This window comes from Idiomarina sp. OT37-5b (genome assembly GCF_002968395.1).
Taxonomy (GTDB): domain Bacteria; phylum Pseudomonadota; class Gammaproteobacteria; order Enterobacterales; family Alteromonadaceae; genus Idiomarina; species Idiomarina aquatica.
The window spans coordinates 1,094,843-1,118,257 of the sequence record NZ_CP027188.1 but is presented as its reverse complement, the minus strand read 5'-3'; the positions used below and the strand labels follow the sequence as shown (position 1 = coordinate 1,118,257).

The window sequence follows — 23,415 nt, the reverse complement described above, 5'->3', positions numbered from 1 at the left end:
CCATGATTGACCTCTGCTGTTAGGTATTCAACAATCAGGCCAACTTTTAAATTCGACTTAACCATCTGTTTTTGTTAGATTTTTATTGAAATAAAACGATTGTCCGCTTGCACTTATTTGTAAGTTCGACTAATAATTGGCAAAAATAACTATAAAAATGGGATTTTACCTAACATGAGCCAATTTCGCCAAAAGGATAACCTCATCGGTCAGTCCAACAGCTTCGTCGAAGTGTTGGAACACGTCTCGCAAGTGGCTCCGCTGAATAAACCGATCCTGATCATCGGTGAGCGCGGTACGGGTAAAGAGCTGATTGCACAGCGCTGCCACTTTCTGTCGCAACGCTGGGATCAGAAATACATTACCCTAAACTGCGCATCCCTTAACGATAACTTACTCGAAAGTGAATTATTTGGCCACGAAGCCGGCGCCTTTACCGGTGCCAGCAAACGCCATGAGGGTCGTTTTGAACGCGCCGACGGTGGCTCGTTGTTTTTGGACGAGCTGGCCAATACGTCGATGCTGGTGCAGGAAAAACTGCTGCGGGTAATTGAATACGGCGAATTTGAACGCGTCGGTGGTTCACGCCCGGTAAAAGTCGATACCCGCTTAATTGCCGCCACCAACGAGGATTTACCGACGTTGGCGGAACAGGGCAAGTTTCGCCACGACTTACTCGACCGGCTGGCGTTTGATGTGATTACCCTGCCGCCGCTGCGCGAGCGTCAGGAGGACATTCTGGTGCTGGCGGAACACTTTGCCATTGCCATGGCGCGGGAATTGGAATATGAATTGTTCAGTGGCTTTACCGAAAAAGCAAAGCGGTTGTTGCTGGAGTATGATTGGCCGGGTAATGTACGGGAGCTGAAAAACGTCATCGAACGCAGTGTCTATCGGGTCGGTAACGGTCATATTCCGGTCTCGGAGATTGTACTTGATCCCTTTGACAGCCCGTTCCGTCCGCAGGCGCGGCCAGCCAACCCTGCAACCACAACGCCGACAGCGGCAGCAACTCCGGCCGCGGCAACAACAGCGCCGGCACCCGCGGCGGCGGTCGCCGAGCCGCGCTTGGACGTCAGTGAACCACTGGATTTAAAACAGGAATCACAAGCGTTTGAAATTCGGGTGTTGAAAGAGGCCCTCAAACAGTGTCAGTTTAACCAGAAGAAGACCGCGAAGCATTTAGGATTAACCTATCATCAGTTACGGGGTTATCTTAAAAAATATCAACTACTGGAAGGTACCAACGGCGATAATGATTAATCTGCGAATGACGCTGCCTTTAGTGCTTGGTCTATTCAGCATTGCCTGCAGTAATGAACAACAATTGCCCGAGCCGCTTCGAAAAGGGCTGGTGTACTGCTCTGAGGGTAATCCGGAAGGGTTTAACCCGCAACGGATTACCTCAGGCACAACCGTCGATGCCACTGCGGCGCAATTGTACGATCGCCTCATCGATTACGACGCCGAAACGCAGCAGTTTGTGCCGGCATTGGCCGAACAATGGCAGGCGCTCGACAACGGTACCCGCTACCGCTTTCAATTACGCGACGGCGTGGCCTTTCATAGCACAGCCTATTTTACCCCGTCGCGGCCGTTTAACGCCGACGACGTGATCTTCAGTTTTAACCGCTGGCTAGACCCAACGTCGCTGTACCATAACGTTGGTGGCGGCAATTACCCGTTTTTCACAGCAACCGGGCTGGATAAATTGATCAAACGGGTGGTGAAAGTCGACACCATGACCATTGATATTATCCTTAACAACGCTGACAGCTCCTTCTTAGCCAATCTGGCCACCGATTTTGCCGTGATTCTGTCGGCGGAATACGCTGGCCAATTGGCCGTCGACGGAACCCCGGAACGTATTGATCATCAGCCCATCGGCACCGGTCCCTACCGCTTTGCCGCTTATCGTAAAGATTACTTTATTCGCTATAACCGCAATCCGGATTACTGGCGTGAAGGCCCGCAAATTGAACATCTGGTGTATTCGATAACGCCCAACGCCAATAAACGGATGTTAAAACTGGTGACCGGCGAATGTGACGTTATCCCCTACCCTTTGGTCAGTAAATTGCAGTCGCTGAACCAGGCGCAAATTGAAGTGAAATCAGAGGTAAGCCCGAACGTGGCGTTCTGGGCCTTTAACACGCAGAAAAAGCCTTTTGATGATCCCACCGTGCGCCAGGCGCTGAGCCACGCCATCAATCGACGTGCCATCATCGACGCCATCTATTATGGCAGCGCCGAGCGTGCTGACTCGATTTTGCCGCCGACCTCGTGGGCATACAGTGCCAATGGTAGTGACGTTGATTATGACCCCGAGAAAGCGCGCCAACTGCTACGTCAGGCCGGCGTTCGCGATGGCTTCCGGATGACCATTTGGGCCATGCCGGTGCAGCGGGTTTATAACCCAAACGCCCGTCGTATGGCCGAGCTGATGCAGTCGGATCTGGCTCAGGTTGGCATCGACGCCCGCATTGTCAGCTACGAATGGAACAGTTTCCGCCGCCGCCTGAGTCGCGGCGAACACGATACGGCGCTGATTGGCTGGTATGCGGATAATGCCGACCCGGATAATTTCTTCCGCCCGTTGCTCAGTTGCGCCGCCGTTGCCATTGGCAGTAACCGCGCTAACTGGTGTCATCCCGGTTTCGACCAAATTTTACTGGAGGCCATCGCCACCACCGATACCGAGACACGCCGCCAGTTGTATCGTTCGGCGCAGGATCTGCTGAACCAGCAGGTGCCGTTATTGCCGATCGCCCACTCGATGCGCTATCAAGCGCAACAGGACTTTGTCACCGGGGTTGAGCTGCCTCCTTATGGCGGCATCAGTTTTCGGCGAGCCGGCAAGGAGCTTAAGCCATGACGCGTTTTTTACTGCACCGACTGATTTATTTTACGCTGGCGTTGTGGTTGCTGACGGTGTTCAGTTTTCTGCTCAACTGGCTGTTTCCCGGCGACGTGATCACCAATATGTCCGGTATCCGCGCCATCAGTGACAGCTACGCCAGCGAATTCGCGTTACGCGGCGGTGACGATAATCTCGTCATGCAATACGTTTATTACCTGCAAAATCTGATCAACTTTGACTGGGGTTACTCGCTGGTCAGCCAACAGCCGGTGTGGCTGGAAGCTTCCCGCACCTTTATGGCAACCGCCGAAATCTTACTATTGGCCTTGCTACTGGCCTTGGTGGTCGGGCTGCCGCTGGGGGCGCTAGCCGCCATGCGTTATCACTCCGGTGTCGACAAGACCATTGTTTCAATCGCGGTCGGGGGTTACTCGATTCCGGTGTTCTGGCTGGCTCAGCTATTGATTTTGCTGTTTGCGGTGAAACTGCGCTGGCTGCCCATTACCGGCCAAATCGACCCGCTGTTTTTGATCGAACCTCAGTCGGGTTCAGTGTTGCTCGACATTCCCCTGAGTGATTCGGCGCATAAAGCAGCAGCTTATCGCGATGCCCTGGCTCATATGGTGTTGCCGGTGATTGTACTGGCCAGCCTGCCGGCCATGCTGTTGTTGCGGATGATGCGCAACACCACCGTCGAAGTGATGCAGCAGCCTTACATTAAAGCCGTTCGTGCCCGAGGCCTGTCGCCGTTGCGGGTAGCGGTTAAACACGCTATCCCCAATGCCATTCAGGGTATTCTGCAACAACTGACCTTTATCTTCGGTCTGATGTTAGCCAATGCCGTGATTGTCGAGTCCATTTTTAACTGGCCCGGTATCGGCTCCTGGCTGCTGAAGGCCATCATTGACCGGGATTATCCGGTCATTCAGGCCGCCTTGCTGATCCTGGTTGCCACCACATTGTTTGCTAATCTGCTGTTTGAACTCTATCGCGGTTGGCGCTTCCCGATTGTCAGAGAGGAACGTTATGGCGCAACCTGACCTGTATTACCGGGATAATAATCCCTCACCGCTGCAGTTGGTCTGGTACTCGTTTCGCAGCCGCATTGCGGCCATGGTGGCGTTGTGGTTTTTGATCATTTTGCTGGCGGTGACCTTATTGTCACCGCTGCTGGCTCCCTTTGATCCGGCGCAGCAATTTACCGACGCCATTTCGCTCCCGCCGTCGTGGACCGATGCCGGTAATATGCAATATATGTTCGGTACCGATGACCTTGGCCGTGATATGTTGTCGCGACTGCTGATTGGCTCGGTTTACAGCTTTGCGCTGCCATTGGCTACGGTCATTGTCGCCTCGACCTTTGGCATTTTCATGGGCGCTGTCGCCGGTGTTGATCGCAACTTTAAATATCAAGTATTCGGCCAGGTCTTTGACCGGGTATTAACCATTCCATCGTTTTTGCTGGCACTGGTGATCATCGCGATTTTGGGTCCGGGTCTGGGCAATGCCATCATCGCCATCACGCTGTCGTTAATTCCGCAGTTTATTTATGTCACCCGCAACGCGGTACACAGCGAATGGCAAAAAGACTACGTCACTGCGTCGCGTTTGAATGGCTGCTCCAATACCTATTTGATGTATCGGGTGATATTACCCAACATCACACCGGCGTTGGTGATGCAACTGACGGTAGCATTATCGGTATCGATTATGGACATAGCCGCTCTCAGCTTCCTTGGTCTTGGCGTGCAACCACCGACGCCGGAGTGGGGCTCAATGCTGTCCCGCAGTCTTGATGAGGTGTACTTATCGCCCTGGTCGATGGTGTTGCCGGGGATTACGCTGTTCTTGACCATCACCGCCATCAATGTGGTCGGCGACAGTCTGCGCCGCGCAATCAAACAACGGATGGAGAACTGATGGATTTACTGGATATTCGTAACCTCACCATCGAACTGGATATGCCGCAAGGTCGGGTACGCATTCTCGACCGCGTAAACCTGCAACTGAAGGCCGGTGAAATCCACTCCATCGTGGGCGAATCCGGCTCCGGTAAAAGTTTGCTGGCTAAAGCCGTGATTGGCGTTATCAACCCGGCCTGGCACGTCACCGCTGACCGCCTGTGGTGGAACGGCCAGGATTTACTGGCCATGAACAGTAAGCAGCGACGCGCCGTCACCGGCCGGGACATGGCGATGATTTTTCAGGATCCGGCCGCGTATCTCGACCCCAACAACACCATCGAGCAGCAAATTGATGAAGCCATCCCTAAAGGTGACGTCACCGGTACGTTTCTGCGCCGGCGCATCGATCGTAAAACCCGTGCACGACAATTGCTGCACCGGGTCGGTGTGCGCGACCATGATAAGGTGTTAAAAAGCTATCCGTTTGAGTTGTCCGAAGGTATTGCGCAAAAAGTCAGTATTGCGATTGCCGTGGCTCACCGTCCAAAACTGTTGATCGCCGATGAGCCGACCACCGCGATGGAGCCGTCAACCCGCGACCAAATCCAACGTCTGCTCACCAAATTGGCGGTCAGCCAGGATATGTCGGTGTTACTGATCACTCAGGATGTGGCGTCGATTTTGCCGGCCACCCAGAACCTGACCCTGCTGTATTGTGGGCAGTTAATGGAAACCGGTGATGCGCAGACCATTCTGGAACGGCCGGCGCACCCTTATACTGATTCGATGATTCGTATGTCATTGCAAAATCAGGACGATTTACCCCGCAAATCGCGCTTACCAACTTTACCGGGAGCGGTCCCTACCCTGCGACATATGCCGATTGGCTGCCGTCTGGGGCCGCGCTGTCCGTACGCGCAAAAACAATGTGTGAAAGCACCGGTGGCGCAGATCCGTGACGAGCAACTGTTTCATTGTCATTTTCCGTTAAACGAGCCGCAATCATGAGCCATGTACTGGAAGTAAAAGGCCTTAGCAAAACGTTTCGTGGTCGCCGCGATTGGCCCTGGAGCCCGAGATCCGTTGCGCTGGAACCCACGTCGTTTACGCTCGAGGCCGGCGAAACACTGGCGATCATGGGTGAAACCGGCTCCGGTAAGTCGACTCTGGCGAAACTGGTGGCCGGAGTCGACAACGCGTCCTCCGGCGACATTTATTTGAACGGCCAGAAGCTGTATGACAACAACACCAAGCAGCGCTGCCAGAATATCCGCATGATTTTTCAGGACAGCGAGAAATCGCTCAACAGTCAGCGCACCATCGGACAACAGCTGGAAGAGCCGCTGCTGTTTAATACCAGCCTGAGTGCCGCGGAACGCGATGATTACGTAAAGAAAATTTTACGGAAGGTGGGATTGCTGGCCGAACATTACGAGTTTTACCCGCACATGTTGTCCACCGGTCAAAAACAACGTGTTGCCATTGCTCGCGCGATTGCTCTGGAGCCGCAAATCATCGTGGCCGACGAGGCGCTGGTCGCACTGGACCCATCCGTTAGAGCACAAATTATTAACCTAATGCTCGATCTCCAGCAGGAAATGGGTATTTCGTACATTTTCGTGACACATTCGCCGCAAATCGTGAAACACATTGCTGACAAGATCTTAATTTTGTATCGTGGTAAAATGATCGCGTTTGAGAAAACCGAACTATTACTAACAGAACCGCAACAACCTTACGTAGAACAGTTGTTGCATGAACACTTAACGACAGAACACTTAAACCAAAAGCGACAGAAGCGCTAACGTCGCTACAACTAAAATTAAGGGAGTTTAATGTGGAAACAGGTACTCTGATATCGCTAGCGCTGTATTTTCTTGTGATGCTTGGCATCGGTCTGTATGCCTATAAAAAGGCGACCGATTCGGTATCCGGTTACATGCTGGGTGGCCGCGGCCTTGGTCCTGCAGTGACGGCGCTTTCGGCCGGTGCATCGGATATGAGCGGCTGGATGCTGATGGGCTTACCCGGAGCGATTTATGTTTCTGGTGTGTCACAGTTGTGGATAGCTGTGGGTTTGCTCATTGGTGCGTATCTCAACTACATCATTGTTGCACCGCGCTTGCGGACATACACTGAGGTTGCCAACGATTCCATCACCATTCCGGATTATTTTGCCAACCGCTTTAACGATAAAGGACGCAAACTGCGTATCTTCTCGTCGGTGGTTATCATCATATTCTTTACCCTGTATACGTCAGCCAGTCTGGTGGCCGGGGGTAAGCTGTTTGACAGCTCCTTTGGCATGGATTACACCACCGGCCTTTGGGTCACCGCCGGGGTGGTCTGCGCTTATACCCTGTTCGGGGGTTTCCTGGCGGTCAGCATGACCGACTTTGTGCAGGGCTGCATCATGTTTGTAGCGCTGGTGCTGGTGCCGATTGTCGCCTTCGCCGAACTCGGTGGTTACAGCGACGTGGTCGGCCAGGTTGGCGACATCAATCCGTCCTTCCTGGACTTCTTTAAAGATGGGGCTACCGGTGAAAGCTTAGCTGCACTGGGTATTATCTCATTACTGGCCTGGGGTCTGGGCTATTTTGGCCAGCCGCACATTATCGTCCGTTTTATGGCGATTCGTTCCGTCAGTGACATCAAGAGTGCACGCCGTATCGGTATCAGCTGGATGTTTGTTTCCATTATCGGTGCGATGGCAACCGGTTTCGTGGGTATTGCCTACGTCGCCGAAACGAAAATGACACTGGCCGATGCTGAAACCATCTTTATTATCTTCTCGCAGTTCTTGTTCCACCCGCTGATTGGTGGCTTCTTGCTGGCAGCTATTCTGGCGGCCATCATGAGTACCATCTCGTCGCAATTATTGGTGAGTTCAAGCTCGTTGACGGAAGACTTCTACAAAGCCTTCCTGCGTAAGGACGCCAGCGATAAAGAGCTGGTTGCCGTTGGCCGAATTTCGGTACTGCTGGTTTCACTGGTCGCTATCTGGTTGGCCTGGAACCCGGAAAATACCGTCCTCACGCTGGTATCTAACGCCTGGGCAGGTTTTGGTGCGGCCTTTGGTCCGGTGGTCATTCTGAGCCTGTTCTGGAAGCGCATGAACCGTCACGGTGCCCTTGCCGGTATGATTCTGGGTGCTGCGACCGTGCTGTTCTGGATTTATGGTCCGGAATTTGGCGGCCAGCCATTAAGCGGCTACGTTTATGAAATCGTACCTGGCTTTATCGTGTCGGTACTGGCCATCATCGTGTTCAGTAAACTGACCGAAGAACCGGCACAGGAACTGCAGGATAAATTCGATGAAATGGAAAAAATCATCGATGACCACTACCACACTCAGAAGTAATCGGTAGTAAGCTAAAGCAGTAAAAGCAGGGTCGCTTCGGCGGCCCTTTTTTGTATCTACAGCGTTAGGACAGGTTACCTAAGCGAGGAGATCGTTATGAAGACTACCCTACTTTCTTGTGCGCTCGCGTTGGGCTGCACATTGGCAGCGGATTCGCTACAGGCGGCCGACCGCATTACCGGCCACCATTTTGCCACCCGTTCAGAGGCCATGGCGCCCAATGCGATGGCGGCAACCAGCCAACCGCTGGCAACCCAGGTGGCGCTCGACATCATGCAGCAAGGCGGCAACGCGATTGATGCCGCAATTGCCGCAAACGCGGTGCTGGGGCTGGTTGAACCGACCGGTAACGGCATTGGTGGTGACCTGTTCGCCATTGTTTGGGATGCCGACAGCGAACGCCTTTATGGCTTAAACGCATCCGGTCGCTCGCCACAGTCACTGAGCCGTGACTATTTTATCGACAACGGTTATGACAGCATCCCGGCACGCGGTGTATTGCCCCTTTCAGTACCGGGAGCCGTTGATGGCTGGTTTGAATTGCACGACCGCTTCGGCGCGCTGCCGATGTCGGAGGTGTTAGCGCCGGCGATTGAGTATGCGCGTCAGGGCTTTCCGGTTACTGAGGTGATTGCCTATTATTTTCAACGCAACGGTGAGGTTCTCAAAGACCAGCCCGGCTTTGCTGAGGTCTTTATGAAAGACGGAACCATGCCGCAGAAAGGCGAACGCTTCCGCAACCCGGATCTGGCCAATACCTATCAGATGTTGGCCGAACAAGGTCGTGACGCCTTTTACGAAGGCGAAATCGCTGAAACCATCGGTGACTTTGTGCAGCAACACGGAGGCTTTTTGTCCTATGAGGATTTGGCGGCGCACGAATCAACCTGGGTCGACCCAGTGTCCAGCAGCTACCGTGGCTACGACTTATGGGAGTTACCACCCAACACCCAGGGCATCGCGGCACAGCAAATTTTAAACATTCTGGAAAACTTTGATGTTGCCGAGATGGGGTTTGACAGCCCCGAATACGTCCATCATTTTGTCGAAGCCAAAAAGCTGGCTTTTGAAGATCGTGCCAAATATTACTCGGACCCTGCCTTTAACGAGGTACCGGTTGAGGGCTTATTAGACAAAGGTTACGCCAAACAACGCGCCAAACTGATCGACCCGAACAAGCCTGCCGCAGCGGTTGAACCCGGTAATCCCCCCACCGAAGGCGACACCATCTATCTGACCACCGCCGACAGTGACGGTAATATGGTGTCTTTGATTCAAAGTAATTACCGCGGTATGGGCTCCGGTGTAACCCCTGAAGGTCTGGGTTTTGTACTGCAGAACCGCGGTGAGCTGTTTCATCTGGACCCCAGCCATAATAACGTTTATGAGCCGGGCAAGCGGCCGTTCCATACCATCATTCCGGCGTTTGTCACCAAAGATGGTAAGCCGCTGATGAGTTATGGCGTTATGGGCGGTGCTACGCAGCCACAGATGCACGCGCAAATTCTCATCAATATCATTGATTTTGGTATGAATTTACAAGAAGCCGGTGACGCACCACGCATTCTGCATACCGGTTCGGGTCAGCCAACCGGCGGCCAAATGACCGACGGCGGCACCGTGCATCTGGAGAATGGTTTTTCGAAACATACCCGTCGTGAACTGATTAAAATGGGCCATACCCTGCAAGAAGCGGTCGGCCCATTCGGCGGTTATCAAGCGATTTGGAAAAACCATCAGCAAGATGTCTATTACGGCGCCTCCGAGAGCCGCAAAGACGGGCACGCGGCGGGTTATTAACCCCGTCGCTCCCGAAACAATTCGATTTCGTCCATAATGAGATCACGCATGCGTAGCGTGGTCTCATAACCGATGTCGATGCCCTCGTTGCCACGATCAAACTCCATAATGCCAATATGGCCTAGCTTGGGCTGCACTAAAATATCCGGCGGATCACCGGCCATACGAGCTTTGGTAATACGCTCCTGCATGATATCAATGGCACTGGACATGACGCTGAACATACCCGGCGGTTTATGCGGGTTGGCTTTAAATCGATCTTTAATATTATCGAAATAATGCTGACTGCTTGACCAGAAGTTCTCGAAAAAACCCGACTCGTCATGCCGCGCTTTGTGCTCTAACTGCTTTTTCTGCGCTTCTTCGGCCTCAGTTTGCGGCGGAATGTTGCGTCCGCGTTGCTCCAGTGCTTTGGAGTTTAACTGCGAGTTGAGGTGCACGGCGATGACAAAATCCGCCCCCAGCGCGCGACACAGTGATACCGGAACCGGGTTAACCAAACCACCGTCAATCAGCCAGCGCCCATCCATCGCACTCGGCGCTAAAATGCCGGGCATCGCGCAGGAAGCCCGTGAGGCATCGTACAAATCACCTTTGCGCAGCCAAATTTCACGTCCGCTGTACAGATCCGTTGCCACGGCACCATAGGTAATGGGCAGATCTTCGATGTTTTTGGCACCAAACTGCTCACGAGCCTCGTTAAACACCTTTTCACCACCGATCAGTCCACCTTGATTGAAACCAAAGTCGAGCAAATTCCAGACTTCCCAGCGCCCCATATTAACCACCCAATCCTCGATTTCGGCCAGCCGACCGGACGCGTACCCAGCGCCTACCAAGGATCCGATTGAGGTTCCGGCAACCATATTAATCCGCACACCCATTTCTTCTAATGCTTTGATCACACCGATATGGGACCAGCCTCTGGCAGCTCCTGAACCGAGCGCCAATGCTACTTTGACTTCTGACATGTAAACTCTTCCTAATTCCCTGCTAACAACGTACACTGAGTTGCCTCATTTGTAGCATAAAACAACTCACACGGATAAGGAAAACTCGGTGATTTTTTATATAGCGCGGCAACCCATCTTTGACCGTCGTAGAGGCCTGTTTGCCTACGAGCTGTTGTTTCGAGATGGCTTTGAGAATGCGTTCCCGGACATTGACTCCGATGAAGCCACGGAACGGCTGGTTGAGAGCAGCGAACTGAGTACCGGCATTGAAGCATTAACCGGTCAGAATAGAGCGTTCATTAATTTCACGGAACAATCGATCTGCAACCAACTACCTCAACTGCTACCCAAGCAAAACACGGTGGTTGAGCTGCTGGAAACGGTAGCCCCAACCGACGACGTTTTTCAGTCGGTAACGTCATTGAAGGATAAGGGCTACACAGTAGCGCTTGATGATTTTGAATTTGATGATCGCTGGCAGCGTTTTTTGCCGCTGATCGACATCGTCAAAATGGACTTCCGCGCACTGTCGATAGCGCAGATTAAGCAGCAAATGCGCGCACACCGCGGCTTTACAGGACGTTATCTGGCGGAAAAAGTAGAAACCTACGATGAATTTAAGCAAGCACTCGAGCTCGGCTTTGATTACTTTCAGGGCTACTTTTTTGCTAAACCGGAAGTCATCCAACGCCGTTCTTTATCGGCGTCACAAAAAGTCTATCTGGAGCTGCTGGATAAAGTATCCGCCGACGACTATAACCCCGACGAAATCGCCCAAATTATTGAGCGTGACACCGGCGTTTCCTACAAGTTGCTGCGTTTTGTGAATTCCGCGTTTTTTGCCCGTCGCTCGGAAATAACCTCATTAAAACAAGCCGTCGTGCGCCTGGGACAGGCCGAAATACGCAAGTTTGTTGCGTTAATATCGACCGCCTCACTGGGCGAGAGTAAACCCAACGAGTTAACACAGTTATCAATAACCCGCGCGCGTTTTTGTGAACAACTGGCGCAGATGAATCCACGCTATGGTGCCGACCCCGGTACCGCTTTCCTGTCAGGGTTGCTCTCTAAGCTTGATGCGATGATGGACGATGAGTTGAGCCAAATTTTAACGCACATTCATGCCGGCACCACCATTCGCGACGCGTTGATTGATAAAAAAGGCGCGATTGGTTTTTTTCTGATTACCGCTGAAGCGATCGAGCGCGTCCATTGGAAGAAAATTGATCAGGCCGCCAAACAGCTCAAACTGTCCAGTGATACGGTGATCAAACTGTACCACGACGCCTCAAGTTGGGCGCGGGCCGCGAGCGGAAGTGCTTAAGGAGGTACTATGCAGCACTCGGATATCTGGCAACAACGTATGCAAGCATCAACACCGGCGGATCGTTCCGGTGATACCCGTACGCCCTATCAGAAAGACAAAGCCCGGGTGTTACATTCCGCCGCATTTCGACGGCTGCAGGCAAAAACTCAGGTGATGTACATTGGTATGCACGACTTTCCGCGTACCCGCCTAACTCATTCGCTCGAAGCCAGCCAAATTGGTGGTGGCCTGGTGGTTCATTTTCAGCAACACCAGACCGAACTTGCAGAGTCTCTGCAACTGTCTGAATCGCTGATCGAATCCTTGTGTCTGGCGCACGATATTGGTCATCCGCCATACGGTCATGGCGGTGAAATTGCGCTCAATTACATGATGCGACATCACGGCGGCTTCGAGGGCAATGGTCAAACCTTTCGTATCGTCACCCAGTTAGAGGCCTACACGGCCGACGCCGGAATGAATTTATGCCGCCGCACACTGCTCGGACTGTTGAAGTATCCGGTTACCATGCATCAGGCAAGACGCAAACGACTGCCAAAGGACATCAGTGATTTCCGTCATTTACCAACCCGCGACTGGCTGCCGGCGAAAGCGCTGTATGATGACGACAGCGATGCGTTAAAGTGGGTACTTTCCGCACTGTGTGATCGTGATATCGAGCGCTTACAGCAGTTTTCACAGCAGCCTAGTGAACATCAACATGGCCGCAGTCAATACAAAAGCGTTGATGCGTCGATCATGGAGCTCGCCGATGACATCGCCTATGGCGTGCATGATCTGGAAGACGCCATTGTGGTCGGTTTAATCCAGCGCGATCGCTGGATGGCTGAAATGTATGAGTTGTTGCAACAGCTGGAGTCGGAATTACCTGAGTTTAATGCGGCTGAGCTGACCGATTTGCTGTTCTCAGCACAGCATTATCAGCGCAAACGTGCCATCGGCGATTTGGTTAACCGTTTGGTGACCTCAGCGACCCTACAACCCTACCCAGTCACATTTGACGATCCTATTCTGCAATACCAAGCGTTACTGGGTCCGACAGAACACAAGCTGTTACAGGCGCTAAAAGAATTCATCTTTAAATTTGTTATTCGCAAACCCGAAATGCAAATTCAGGAATTCAAAGGGCAACAGGTGGTGATGGAAATTTTTGACGCACTCGCGGTCGATCCGGAGCGTTTATTACCCGAAAACACCAAACAACGTTATCAGTTGGAAAAACAGCGTCTCGAGCAGGGACTCAAGGGCAACCCCTATCGGGTTATTGCGGATTATCTGGCAGGAATGACCGATGCTTACGCGGCGAGACTTCATCAGGAAATGTTCTCTGTGAACTCACCGCCGCGCATGACATCGAGGTTTTAATAACGCCTAGGTCAATGACAGATCGTCATCGGCCTCGGCTTTATCGCTGGCCTTGCTGGCTTTAGCAGCCGCTTCAGCTTCTCGATCTTCCTTGGTTTTCTTTACGGGTTTAGTCAACAACAGTTCCCGTAAACGTCCTTCCAGCTCGTTCGCGATAGCCGGGTTTTCCTGCAGGAACTTCATTGAGTTCGCTTTACCCTGACCAATCTTATCGCCATTGTAACTGTACCAAGCGCCCGCTTTATCGACCATCTTGTGTTTAACGCCTAAGTCGATAAGCTCGCCTTCTTTGGAGATGCCGCGACCGTATAGGATCTGGAAGTTTGCTTCTTTAAATGGCGGCGCTACTTTGTTTTTCACCACTTTCACGCGAGTTTCGTTACCCACCACTTCGTCGCCCTCTTTCAGAGCACCGGTACGACGAATATCAAGACGTACTGACGAGTAGAATTTCAACGCATTACCACCGGTTGTGGTTTCCGGGTTACCGAACATCACACCAATCTTCATCCGGATTTGGTTAATGAAGATGCACAGGCTGTTCGACTTTTTGATGTTAGAGGTCAATTTACGTAACGCTTGTGACATCAAACGCGCCTGCAGACCCACGTGGCTGTCACCCATCTCGCCTTCAATTTCAGCTTTTGGCGTAAGCGCGGCAACCGAGTCGACGATAACCACATCAACGGCACCAGAACGCACCAACATGTCACAGATTTCCAGTGCCTGCTCGCCCGTATCCGGCTGCGACACCAACAGGTCATCAACCTGAACGCCAAGCGCTTCCGCGTAAATCGGATCCAATGCGTGCTCAGCATCAACGAACGCACAGGTTTTTCCGGCTTTCTGAGCTTCTGCGATAACTTGCAGTGTCAGCGTGGTTTTACCGCTCGATTCCGGTCCGTAAATTTCAACGACACGTCCAAATGGCAGACCACCGATGCCGAGGGCGACATCAAGCCCTAACGAGCCGGTTGACACTGAGGCAATGTCCATGGTCTGGTTATCACCCAGACGCATAATGGATCCTTTACCAAACTGTCGTTCAATTTGTCCAAGTGCTGCATCTAGTGCTTTTGAACGATCGTTGCTCATGCTATGCTCCAACTATTAATTACTGGTTTTATGAACAGTATACTGTATGTTTTTACAGTATCAAGTTATTACGATAATTTTTTTAGTAAGCGATTCAAAACCGTTGCTATGGTCTGTATCCGCACCGCTTCGCGGTCTCCTTCGAAAACCTGCGAGAAGCTCTCGGTCTGCTGGCCACAGGCAATGGCCATCCACACCAGACCCACCGGTTTTTCCGCACTGCCACCCTCCGGTCCGGCAATACCACTGACGGCAACCGCCCAATCCGCTGAGGCGGCCTGACAAGCTCCTCGTGCCATCGCTTCAACACAAGGTTGCGATACCGCACCAAATTCCGTCAGTGTGGTTTCGGGTACCTGCAACCACTGCTGTTTGAGTGCGTTAGTATAGGTGATTAAGCCACCATTAAACCATGCAGAGCTTCCCGCCACTTCCGTAATGACGTATCCTATACCTCCGCCGGTACAGGACTCTGCGGTTGCCAGCGTTTGCTGGCGGGCGGTCAACTGTTGACCAACCGTTGCCGCCAGCGACACCAGTTGCGCCCAGTTTTGTCGGCTTGTTACCATAATTTTCGGATCCTAATAAAAAGATAACTAAAGTATGCCAGCGTCCGCTATTTCTGAACAGTCGATCCAATCACATACACCCATGATGCAGCAATACCTGCGCATAAAAGCAGAACATGCTGACATGTTGTTGTTCTATCGGATGGGTGATTTTTACGAGCTTTTCTTTGATGACGCCAAACGCGCCGCCGAATTGCTTGATATTTCGCTGACCAAACGCGGCGTCAGTAATGGTGAGCCGATCCCGATGGCCGGTGTGCCCTACCACGCCGCCGAAAACTACCTCGCGCGACTGGTCAATAAGGGCGAATCCGTTGCCATTTGCGAACAGATTGGTGATCCGGCCACCAGTAAAGGCCCGGTTGAGCGTAAAGTGGTACGGATCCTGACGCCGGGCACCATTACCGACGAATCCTTGCTGAATGAGCGCCAGCAAAATCTTCTCACCGCCGTCAATCCGTTGGCAAACGGCTATGCCATTGCGGTACTGGAATTGAGCAGCGGCCGCTTCTGGCTTACTGAAGCCCACTCGTACGAGCAGTTAACGGCCGAACTGCAACGGCTGCAGCCGGCCGAACTGCTGTACCCGGAAGGTTTTGATATTGCCGGGCTACCCTTGGCCAAAACCCGCAGTTGCCGCCGCGCGGTTTGGGAATTTGACGTTGAAACGGCGCAGGGTTTGCTGACCCGTCAATTTAATACCCAGCACCTGCAGGGCTTTGGCTTACAGGATAAACACCCCAGCATCAGCGCTGCCGGAGCGGTACTACACTACGTACAAGAGACGCAGCGAGCGGCGTTACCGCATATTCAGGCGCTGCTGCGCGAACCGCCGAACGATGCCATTATTTTAGATGCTGCCACACGACGTAATCTGGAACTGCAACAAAGTTTATCCAGCGCCGATACGCATTTGAGTGCGGTACTCGACGAAACCGTGTCGGCAATGGGCAGTCGTAACTTTCAACGCTGGCTACAACGCCCCATCCGCGAACAACAGACCTTAGAGGCTCGTTATGACGCGGTCGAAGAGTTGTGCGAACAAGAGCGTTACCTCGAGTTGCATCAACAACTGAAGCAGTTTGCCGATATCGAGCGTATTGTGGCGCGGATTGGCTTGCGCAGCGCGCGGCCCAAGGATTTCGCCCGTCTGCGTGACAGTCTGGCGTTGATCCCGGCGTTGAAGCTACTGTGTCAAACAGCGGCGCTGACGCGCTATGACAAGGTGATACAACCATTTGCTGAATTGCAGCAACGGCTCACTCGCGCTGTCATTGAAAACCCACCGATGCTGATCCGTGATGGCGGCGTCATTGCCAGCGGCTATGATAGCGAACTGGACGAGTTACGCGAACTGGCTACCGGCGCGTCCGACTATTTACAACAGCTTGAAACCCGTGAACGTGAGCGTACCGGTATTGCTACACTTAAAGTCGGTTACAATAAAGTTCACGGTTACTTTATCGAAGTATCGCGCAACGCGTCCGGGGATATCCCCGCTGATTACCAGCGTCGACAAACGCTGAAAAACACCGAACGCTACATTATTCCCGAACTGAAACAGCACGAGGAAAAAGTACTGACGGCACAGGCTCGCAGCCTGGCGCGCGAGAAATGGCTTTATGACCAGCTGTTTGAGCACTGCCTGCCCTTTGTCAACGAACTGCAACGCACAGCCGCCGCGCTGGCCGAACTGGACACCCTTGCGGCCTTTGCCAAATTGGCCATGCAACAAGGCTACTGCCGGCCACAACTGGTCAGCGACAACAACCGGCTGCAGTTGCAACAGGCTCGCCATCCGGTGATCGAGCGGCTCAGTGACGAACCCTTCATAGCGAACGACATTGTATTGAGTCCCGAGCGCAAAATGTTGATGATAACCGGCCCCAACATGGGGGGTAAATCCACGTATATGCGGCAGGCCGCGTTGATCGTTATTCTTGCTCATATGGGCTGTTATGTGCCCGCCGAAGCCGCGGTGATCGGTCAGTTCGATCGCATCTTTACCCGCATTGGTGCGGCCGATGATATTGCGTCAGGACGCTCAACCTTTATGGTCGAAATGACCGAAACGGCAAATATTCTGCATAACGCTACCGCGCAAAGTCTGGTGTTAATGGATGAGATTGGCCGTGGCACCTCCACCTATGATGGCTTGTCGCTGGCCTGGGCCGTGGCTGAACAACTGGCGCGCAATATCGGTTGTCTAACGCTGTTTGCAACGCATTATTTTGAACTCACCGAGTTGGCAGAACAGTTGCCCGGAACCGTAAATGTGCACGTCGAAGCACAACAACACCAGGATCATATCGTGTTCCTGCACCGTGTCGCTGAAGGCGCCGCCAGTCAGAGTTTCGGTTTGCAGGTCGCAAAACTGGCCGGCGTGCCGGGTCATGTCATCAGCGCCGCCAAACGTAAATTAAGGACGCTGGAGCAAGAGTCAAGCGCACAACAAAGCTTACCGCTTGAGCCTCAGCCAGCAGCGCCACAACCGCCGGAACCGCAAGCAACGGCGTTGCTGGAGCAGTTACAGGACGTTGACGTTAACGAACTGAGCCCGAAACAGGCATTGGATTTGCTGTTTGAATGGAAAAAGGCGCTCGATTGAGCGCCTTTTTATCAGTTCGCGGTAAACAGGGAGTCCAGTGTTAATCCCCGTTGTTTGAGAAAGTCCCTCAGCTTGCGTAACGCCTCCACCTGAATTTGCCGCACCCGTTCACGGGTTAACCCAATTTCGTGGCCGACATCCTCCAGTGTTGAGGGTTCATAACCGAGCAGGCCAAACCGCCGTGCCAACACTTCTTTTTGCTTCGGACTCAGAGCTTCCAACCATTCCGTAATGCGCTCCTTGAGATCGCCGTCCTGCAAAATACCCTCAGGGCCGCCATCATTTTCATCGGCAAGCAGATCCAACAGTGCTTTATCACCATCCCCGCCCATCGGCATATCAACCGAAGCAATGCGCTCATTGAGGCGCAGCATTTTGTTGATGTCACCAACCGGCTTATTAAGGCTACGGGCAATATCTTCGGCGGTTGGCTCATGATCCAGTTTGTGGGCTAATTCCCGCGCTGCACGCAAATACACATTCAACTCTTTAACCACGTGTATCGGCAGGCGGATGGTTCGGGTTTGGTTCATGATGGCGCGCTCGATGGTCTGTCGTATCCACCAGGTCGCGTAAGTTGAGAAGCGAAAGCCGCGTTCGGGATCAAACTTTTCGACCGCACGAATCAGTCCCAAATTGCCTTCTTCGATCAAGTCTAAAAGCGCCAAACCGCGATTGTTATAGCGGCGAGCGATTTTAACCACCAGTCTCAGGTTGCTTTCAATCATTCGCCGTCGTGCGGCTTTATCGCCTTTTAACGCACGCCGCGAATAGAACACCTCGTCTTCGGCCGTCAACAGCGGCGAAAAACCAATTTCTCCCAAATACATTTGGGTAGCGTCCATTTTACGCTGGTACTGAGTATTCGATGACAGCGCTTCTTCTAAGGCAGCTTCTTCATCTTCAGCAATACGGGACGCATTCAGCGCCTCGGGTTGCGGTTCCTCGATGTCATCATCCTCAACAAAATCTTCACTGACTTCGTCATTTTCGTCCAACTCTGCCTTGGTCCTGCTCATAACAACTTCCCCTTGTCTAACCCTTCGTGACAAACGACACGCTGACATCCCTATCCGTTGCTTTTCATCCTCCTCGCCCTCACTAGCGGGATTTAGGCAAATAATGCCGTGGATTAACTGACTTGCCGCGATAGCGAACTTCAAAATGCAGCTTCACCCGCTGCGTTCCTGAATCGCCCATTTCGGCAATGGTTTCACCCACATCTACCCAATCTTGCTCTTGCACAAGAATCTTGTCGTTGTGCGCGTAAGCAGTAATAAAATCATCGTTATGTTTCAAAATGATTAACTGCCCAAAACCTCTTAACGCGCTGCCGACATAAACGACTTTCCCGGCAGCCGCCGCACGCACTGGGTCGCCCCTGTTACCGGCAAAATCGAGGCCCTTATTACCCCGTTCCGATAACGAAAAATCTTCAATGACTGCCCCCGCCGCCGGCCATCGCCACTGAATGTCTTTGTTGGCGACTGTCACCGAGCGACGTGGCTCAACCGTCTTCACGCGTTTCTGAACCGTTCGCTCAGACGCCTGACTTTTCGGTTTAGTTGTTGGTTTTGCAACCTTTTTCTTGCTGTCTACTTTTTGACCATACTCCTTCTGTGCAGACTTAGCAACGGGTCGCTTTATATCTTTTTTTGAGTCTCGGACAGTATTATTATTCGCTTTCGTTTGAGCAACCGATTTTGGCGGACGTTGACGTGCGAGATTGCCGGATAAACGCAACGTCTGGCCGGGGTAAATGGTGTAAGGCTCATCCAGTTGATTGAGTCTGGCCAGTTCATTGACATCACGATTGGCACGGAAGGCGATAGAATAGAGGGTTTCACCGGCTTGTACCTGATAGGTATCGGCGGTCAATGAATTGGGTTCGAAGTCGCGAAAGGTTTTACCGGTATATAAGGTTTCCACCGGCGCCGGGGAACTGCGCCCCGAGCAGCCGGCGATGAGCAACAGGCCAATGGCTGCAGCCGCTGATAATACCAGTCTGGCAGGCAGTTGCTCTTTCATTGCTGTGTGCGCCCTTAACTCATCCCTTGGTAAACAACATAACCCAGGATAGCCAGCACCACAACACTCCAACCAATGCGGTCAACGTAAAGACGCAGTTTTACCGCCATTGCCGGGCCACCGGTTTTCAGCAGCCAGGCAACCAGATAAAAACGCAGCCCGCGACTGACTGCCGACGCCAGCACGAAAGGTAAAAATGCCATTTGCATAACCCCGGCTGTTACGGTAAATAATTTGTACGGAATGGGTGAGAAGCCGGCAATAAAGACGATCCAGATCCCATAAGTCGTAAACCACTCGGTTACCGTGGCCAGCTTGTCCTGATAACCAAGCGTTTCAACCAATGGCACCACGGCGACATCATAGGCCCAGTAGCCGAGCAAATAGCCCAGTATGCCGCCGGCAACCGAGCTTACCGTAGTCAGTGCGGCCAACCGCCAGGCGCGCTGGGGCTGAGTCATTGCCATCGGCGCTAGCATGACATCAGGCGGGATCGGGAAAATAACCGATTCGGTAAAACTGAGTAACGCCAACAGCCAGTCTGCTTTCGGGTGTTGCGTCCAGCGAAGCACCCGATCATACAACGCAGAAAAAAGTTTCAAAGAAGATCCCCTTTAACCAATGGCACAAATCGAACATCACCAATCCGTTGTTGTTCAATGGTGTCGCCAAACCGACGCAGCACCGTTAACGTCTGCTGCTTATCACCCACAGGAATGATCATCACCCCGCCGTCGGCCAATTGTTCTACCAGCGCTTGCGGCACTTCGGTTGCGGCGGCGGTGACGATAATACCGTCGAACGGCGCTTTACTGCGCCAACCTTCCCAACCGTCACCATGGCGCATCGAGACGTTATGCAAGTCCAGACTACGCAACCGGCGTTTGGCCTGATACTGCAACTGCGCGATTCGCTCGACGCTGTAGACGTGATCCACCAGGCGCGCCAGAATTGCGGTCTGATAACCGGAGCCAGTGCCAATTTCGAGTACTTTTTTGCAATCGTGCTGCATCAGCAATTGGGTCATGGTTGCCACCATCAGCGGCTGCGAGATGGTCTGCCCGTTGCCGATGGGCAACGCGGTGTTTTCGTAGGCTTTGTGCGCTAGGCTCTCCGGCATAAACAACTGCCGCGGCGTGGTTTCGATGACGTCCAGTACCTGCTGGTTCGTGATACCCGCCTGCCGTAAAATACTGATCAAACGCCGAGCCGGACCTGAAGATGTAAATGCTGTCATGATTGATCGGATAACCAGTCGTTCAAGGTGTCCTGATGACGTTTTGCGGTCATATCCAGACTTAATGGTGTAATCGAAACATAACCTTCGCGCACCGCATAAAAGTCGGTATCCGGCGCATCATCGGCGTGATGGCCAATCGGCCCGTACCAGAAGATTTCACGGCCGAACGGATCGCGGTCATGCACCATGGTTTCAGCGCGATGACGGCGTCCCAGCCGCGTCACCCGCGTCCCTTTTAACTGGTCAAAGGTGGTGTACGGCACATTAATATTCAGCACCGTGTCCAGCCGCAACGGTTTGGATTCCATCGCCTGTACAATATCAGCGACCACCCGGGCGGCGGTATCATAGTAGTCGTGCCCTTTACCGCCCATCGACACCGCAATCGCCGGCAACCCTTTAAAGCGACCTTCCATGGCGGCCGCAACCGTACCGGAATACATCACATCATCCCCCATGTTGGGGCTGTCATTGATGCCGGAAACCACCAGATCCACTTCGTCAGCAAAGGGTGAGTTGGTGCCTAAATGGACACAATCTGTTGGCGTACCGTTTAACGAGTAAAAGCCGTTATCGAGGCGTTGCAGGCGCAACGGGTTATGCAGGGTCAGCGAGTTAGAGGCACCACTGCAGTTGCGATCCGGGGCAATCACACGAACATCTGCAACTTCTTTTAGCGCACGGTAAAGCGCATGAATTCCCGGTGCGTGGACACCATCGTCATTACTCAACAGAATTTTCATCATTTTCAGTCACCGCTAAATCAATGAGTTCATTAATACAGGTTGTCGCAAAGCTGCCGGTCGGTAAGGCAAAGTCTATGGTTGCATCATCCCCTTGCCAGTGCAATTGGGGCGCCTGCAGAAACAGTCGCAACGGCCGTCGTGATGCTTTTAGACGGACTTTGGCAAAATCGTCCAACCATTGCTGATACGGCGCCAGCCACTGCTGCTCAGCAGCGGCAGCCGCGCCCTCAACTTTACCGGGACCGTCTTCGCCGGGCATCGCACAGGTTAATTGCACGTCGCCCTGCGCCAACCGGCTCAGCAATTCATCGTCCCAGTTATCGGCAATAAAGACCGACTGCGAGCCCTGTAACATGACACAGTCACCGTCCAACGGCTTAAATTCATGTGTCTGCCAGCGCGCTGCAGCCAGTTGGTTGAATAAATACGAGCGCAACGCGGACAGCCACAGACTGCGCTTATTGCGGGCAATTTTGCGCGGTGATTCAGCGCTTAGCCAACGGCGCCCTTCGTGCAGGTTATTGCCGTCAAAACCAAAACGCTGAGCGCCGAAATAATTCAGCGTACCCTGTTCGCACAGGTGCTGCCAATTGCGTTCAAACAACGCCTTGTCGGCAACATCACGCAGACGAATGGTAAAGCGGTTGGCTTTGTGGAAGCCCAGTTTCAACTTTTTGCTGCGTTGAATCACGCGCTCCACCTCGACGCCGTCGAGCGCAAGATCGCTCCAGTTGAGGAGCGCTTTGCCCGGCAATTGTACCGAGAACCACTGCCAGGTAACGGCTTTGCGGTCCTTCAGCCCGGAATAACTGACCTGGCGCGGGTGAACGTTGGCAAACTTTGCCAGTTGCTCCGCAACAAAGCGGGTGTTGGCGTCGGTTTTTTTGATCCACAGCCATTGATGTTCACCCTCACCCTCGTCGTCCACCGCCAGTTCTTCACGTACCTGGAAGTCTTCGGCGGTGTGCTTAAAGCGAGCGCTGGTCCGCTGCGCGTTCAGGGTTGGCCACTGCAGTTGAAGGTTTTCAAGTGACGCGCTCATGATGCGGTTCCTGCGTACAACAAAGCAACGCAGTGGCAGGCAATGCCTTCCTCGCGGCCAACAAATCCCAGTTTTTCGGTGGTGGTGGCCTTAACATTAATGGCATTTTCAGCCACCTGCAGACCCTGCGCGATGCGGGTCCGCATGGCAGTAATGTGCGGGGCCATTTTTGGCGCTTGTGCAACGATGGTGACATCGACATTGCCGACCTTAAAGCCCTGTTGCTGTGCCAGTTTTACCGCGTGCTGCAGCAATACCATGCTGTCGGCACCGGCAAACTGCGGGTCAGTATCCGGAAAATGTTGACCAATATCACCGAGCGCCACTGCGCCTAACACCGCATCGGTAATTGCGTGCAGCACCACATCGCCGTCAGAATGCGCTTGCAGACCGGTAGTATGAGGTACCTTAATACCTCCGAGTAGCAGCGGTTTATCTGCGCCCCACTTATGTACGTCGTAACCGTGTCCTACTCGAAACTGCATAAGGTCAAAACTCCTTCTCTTGGTTGCTCGGT

General features: G+C 52.9%; 21 protein-coding genes. 11 read left to right on the top strand and 10 right to left on the bottom strand.

Annotated elements, in window-relative coordinates:
- Window positions 1–174: 174 nt before the first annotated feature.
- The 8 genes from pspF to ggt all read left to right on the top strand — a co-directional run bounded on the left by pspF (window position 175) and on the right by ggt (window position 9,925).
- Window positions 175–1,263, top strand: a complete 1,089-nt coding sequence (pspF, locus tag C5610_RS05165) for a phage shock protein operon transcriptional activator (RefSeq protein ID WP_105306233.1) — start codon at window positions 175–177, stop codon at window positions 1,261–1,263.
- Window positions 1,256–2,875, top strand: a complete 1,620-nt coding sequence (locus C5610_RS05160; RefSeq protein WP_105306232.1) for an ABC transporter substrate-binding protein — start codon at window positions 1,256–1,258, stop codon at window positions 2,873–2,875. The genes pspF and C5610_RS05160 overlap by 8 nt, the downstream gene beginning before the upstream one ends.
- Entirely contained in the window at window positions 2,872–3,900 is a 1,029-nt protein-coding gene (locus C5610_RS05155) for an ABC transporter permease (RefSeq protein ID WP_105306231.1), read from the top strand. The genes C5610_RS05160 and C5610_RS05155 overlap by 4 nt, the downstream gene beginning before the upstream one ends.
- The gene (locus C5610_RS05150) at window positions 3,887–4,780 is read left to right on the top strand and encodes an ABC transporter permease subunit (protein WP_105306230.1); all 894 of its coding nucleotides are present in this window, start codon (window positions 3,887–3,889) and stop codon (window positions 4,778–4,780) included. The genes C5610_RS05155 and C5610_RS05150 overlap by 14 nt, the downstream gene beginning before the upstream one ends.
- The gene (locus tag C5610_RS05145) at window positions 4,780–5,772 is read left to right on the top strand and encodes an oligopeptide/dipeptide ABC transporter ATP-binding protein (protein WP_105306229.1); all 993 of its coding nucleotides are present in this window, start codon (window positions 4,780–4,782) and stop codon (window positions 5,770–5,772) included. The genes C5610_RS05150 and C5610_RS05145 overlap by 1 nt, the downstream gene beginning before the upstream one ends.
- On the top strand, window positions 5,769–6,569 hold the full coding sequence (locus C5610_RS05140; RefSeq protein WP_105306228.1) for an ATP-binding cassette domain-containing protein: 801 nt from the start codon (window positions 5,769–5,771) through the stop codon (window positions 6,567–6,569). The genes C5610_RS05145 and C5610_RS05140 overlap by 4 nt, the downstream gene beginning before the upstream one ends.
- Window positions 6,570–6,601: 32 nt before the next feature.
- On the top strand, window positions 6,602–8,125 hold the full coding sequence (gene putP, locus C5610_RS05135) for a sodium/proline symporter PutP (protein ID WP_105306227.1): 1,524 nt from the start codon (window positions 6,602–6,604) through the stop codon (window positions 8,123–8,125).
- A 96-nt stretch (window positions 8,126–8,221) separates the two neighbouring features.
- The gene (gene ggt, locus C5610_RS05130) at window positions 8,222–9,925 is read left to right on the top strand and encodes a gamma-glutamyltransferase (protein WP_105306226.1); all 1,704 of its coding nucleotides are present in this window, start codon (window positions 8,222–8,224) and stop codon (window positions 9,923–9,925) included.
- Here ggt and rssA read toward each other — a convergent pair.
- On the bottom strand, window positions 9,922–10,896 hold the full coding sequence (gene rssA, locus C5610_RS05125) for a patatin-like phospholipase RssA (RefSeq protein WP_105306225.1): 975 nt from the start codon (window positions 10,894–10,896) through the stop codon (window positions 9,922–9,924). The two genes, ggt and rssA, sit on opposite strands and share 4 nt — an antisense overlap.
- 88 nt (window positions 10,897–10,984) lie before the next feature.
- Here rssA and C5610_RS05120 point away from each other — a divergent pair, with 88 nt between their 5' ends.
- Together C5610_RS05120 and C5610_RS05115 are read left to right on the top strand one after the other, a co-directional pair.
- Window positions 10,985–12,202 carry an EAL and HDOD domain-containing protein gene (locus C5610_RS05120; protein WP_105306224.1) on the top strand — a complete coding sequence of 406 codons (1,218 nt, stop codon included), beginning with the start codon at window positions 10,985–10,987 and terminating at the stop codon, window positions 12,200–12,202.
- Window positions 12,203–12,211: 9 nt separating this feature from the next.
- The gene (locus C5610_RS05115; protein ID WP_105306223.1) at window positions 12,212–13,570 is read left to right on the top strand and encodes an anti-phage deoxyguanosine triphosphatase; all 1,359 of its coding nucleotides are present in this window, start codon (window positions 12,212–12,214) and stop codon (window positions 13,568–13,570) included.
- A 6-nt stretch (window positions 13,571–13,576) separates the two neighbouring features.
- Here C5610_RS05115 and recA read toward each other — a convergent pair whose 3' ends face one another.
- Together recA and C5610_RS05105 are read right to left on the bottom strand one after the other, a co-directional pair.
- A complete protein-coding gene (gene recA, locus C5610_RS05110) occupies window positions 13,577–14,665 on the bottom strand; it encodes a recombinase RecA (RefSeq protein WP_105306222.1) in 1,089 nt (362 codons plus the stop codon).
- Window positions 14,666–14,733: 68 nt separating this feature from the next.
- Entirely contained in the window at window positions 14,734–15,234 is a 501-nt protein-coding gene (locus C5610_RS05105; protein WP_105306221.1) for a CinA family protein, read from the bottom strand.
- A 34-nt stretch (window positions 15,235–15,268) separates the two neighbouring features.
- Between C5610_RS05105 and mutS the strand changes: the two genes are divergently transcribed.
- Window positions 15,269–17,842 (top strand): DNA mismatch repair protein MutS, encoded by a 2,574-nt coding sequence (gene mutS / locus C5610_RS05100; protein ID WP_105306220.1) that lies wholly within the window; start codon window positions 15,269–15,271, stop codon window positions 17,840–17,842.
- Window positions 17,843–17,853: 11 nt separating this feature from the next.
- On the opposite strand, the gene rpoS is transcribed toward mutS, so the two are convergent.
- From rpoS to ispF, 7 genes are all read right to left on the bottom strand, one after another.
- On the bottom strand, window positions 17,854–18,861 hold the full coding sequence (gene rpoS, locus C5610_RS05095) for an RNA polymerase sigma factor RpoS (protein WP_105306219.1): 1,008 nt from the start codon (window positions 18,859–18,861) through the stop codon (window positions 17,854–17,856).
- An 82-nt stretch (window positions 18,862–18,943) separates the two neighbouring features.
- The gene (locus C5610_RS05090; protein WP_105306218.1) at window positions 18,944–19,870 is read right to left on the bottom strand and encodes a peptidoglycan DD-metalloendopeptidase family protein; all 927 of its coding nucleotides are present in this window, start codon (window positions 19,868–19,870) and stop codon (window positions 18,944–18,946) included.
- Window positions 19,871–19,884: 14 nt separating this feature from the next.
- Window positions 19,885–20,472 (bottom strand): YqaA family protein, encoded by a 588-nt coding sequence (locus tag C5610_RS05085; protein WP_105306217.1) that lies wholly within the window; start codon window positions 20,470–20,472, stop codon window positions 19,885–19,887.
- Entirely contained in the window at window positions 20,469–21,107 is a 639-nt protein-coding gene (locus C5610_RS05080) for a protein-L-isoaspartate(D-aspartate) O-methyltransferase (protein ID WP_105306216.1), read from the bottom strand. The genes C5610_RS05085 and C5610_RS05080 overlap by 4 nt, the downstream gene beginning before the upstream one ends.
- Complete coding sequence (gene surE / locus C5610_RS05075) at window positions 21,104–21,856, bottom strand: 5'/3'-nucleotidase SurE (protein WP_105306215.1); 753 nt, start codon at window positions 21,854–21,856, stop codon at window positions 21,104–21,106. The genes C5610_RS05080 and surE overlap by 4 nt, the downstream gene beginning before the upstream one ends.
- Window positions 21,834–22,898 carry a tRNA pseudouridine(13) synthase TruD gene (truD, locus tag C5610_RS05070; RefSeq protein WP_105306214.1) on the bottom strand — a complete coding sequence of 355 codons (1,065 nt, stop codon included), beginning with the start codon at window positions 22,896–22,898 and terminating at the stop codon, window positions 21,834–21,836. The genes surE and truD overlap by 23 nt, the downstream gene beginning before the upstream one ends.
- Complete coding sequence (gene ispF / locus C5610_RS05065; protein ID WP_105306213.1) at window positions 22,895–23,383, bottom strand: 2-C-methyl-D-erythritol 2,4-cyclodiphosphate synthase; 489 nt, start codon at window positions 23,381–23,383, stop codon at window positions 22,895–22,897. Before ispF ends, truD begins: the two co-directional genes overlap by 4 nt.
- Window positions 23,384–23,415: the final 32 nt, after the last annotated feature.

Bases quoted from the DNA above. Each gene is read 5' to 3' on its own strand.
- C5610_RS05160 (WP_105306232.1), top strand. From the start codon at position 1,256: ATGATTAATCTGCGAATGACGCTGCCTTTAGTGCTTGGTCTATTCAGC.
- C5610_RS05080 (WP_105306216.1), bottom strand. From the start codon at position 21,107: ATGACAGCATTTACATCTTCAGGTCCGGCTCGGCGTTTGATCAGTATT.
- rssA (WP_105306225.1), bottom strand. From the start codon at position 10,896: ATGTCAGAAGTCAAAGTAGCATTGGCGCTCGGTTCAGGAGCTGCCAGA.
- C5610_RS05150 (WP_105306230.1), top strand. From the start codon at position 3,887: ATGGCGCAACCTGACCTGTATTACCGGGATAATAATCCCTCACCGCTG.
- truD (WP_105306214.1), bottom strand. From the start codon at position 22,898: ATGAGCGCGTCACTTGAAAACCTTCAACTGCAGTGGCCAACCCTGAAC.
- C5610_RS05140 (WP_105306228.1), top strand. From the start codon at position 5,769: ATGAGCCATGTACTGGAAGTAAAAGGCCTTAGCAAAACGTTTCGTGGT.
- C5610_RS05115 (WP_105306223.1), top strand. From the start codon at position 12,212: ATGCAGCACTCGGATATCTGGCAACAACGTATGCAAGCATCAACACCG.
- rpoS (WP_105306219.1), bottom strand. From the start codon at position 18,861: ATGAGCAGGACCAAGGCAGAGTTGGACGAAAATGACGAAGTCAGTGAA.
- recA (WP_105306222.1), bottom strand. From the start codon at position 14,665: ATGAGCAACGATCGTTCAAAAGCACTAGATGCAGCACTTGGACAAATT.
- ggt (WP_105306226.1), top strand. From the start codon at position 8,222: ATGAAGACTACCCTACTTTCTTGTGCGCTCGCGTTGGGCTGCACATTG.
- mutS (WP_105306220.1), top strand. From the start codon at position 15,269: ATGCCAGCGTCCGCTATTTCTGAACAGTCGATCCAATCACATACACCC.
- surE (WP_105306215.1), bottom strand. From the start codon at position 21,856: ATGATGAAAATTCTGTTGAGTAATGACGATGGTGTCCACGCACCGGGA.
- C5610_RS05145 (WP_105306229.1), top strand. From the start codon at position 4,780: ATGGATTTACTGGATATTCGTAACCTCACCATCGAACTGGATATGCCG.
- C5610_RS05090 (WP_105306218.1), bottom strand. From the start codon at position 19,870: ATGAAAGAGCAACTGCCTGCCAGACTGGTATTATCAGCGGCTGCAGCC.
- ispF (WP_105306213.1), bottom strand. From the start codon at position 23,383: ATGCAGTTTCGAGTAGGACACGGTTACGACGTACATAAGTGGGGCGCA.
- C5610_RS05155 (WP_105306231.1), top strand. From the start codon at position 2,872: ATGACGCGTTTTTTACTGCACCGACTGATTTATTTTACGCTGGCGTTG.
- pspF (WP_105306233.1), top strand. From the start codon at position 175: ATGAGCCAATTTCGCCAAAAGGATAACCTCATCGGTCAGTCCAACAGC.
- C5610_RS05105 (WP_105306221.1), bottom strand. From the start codon at position 15,234: ATGGTAACAAGCCGACAAAACTGGGCGCAACTGGTGTCGCTGGCGGCA.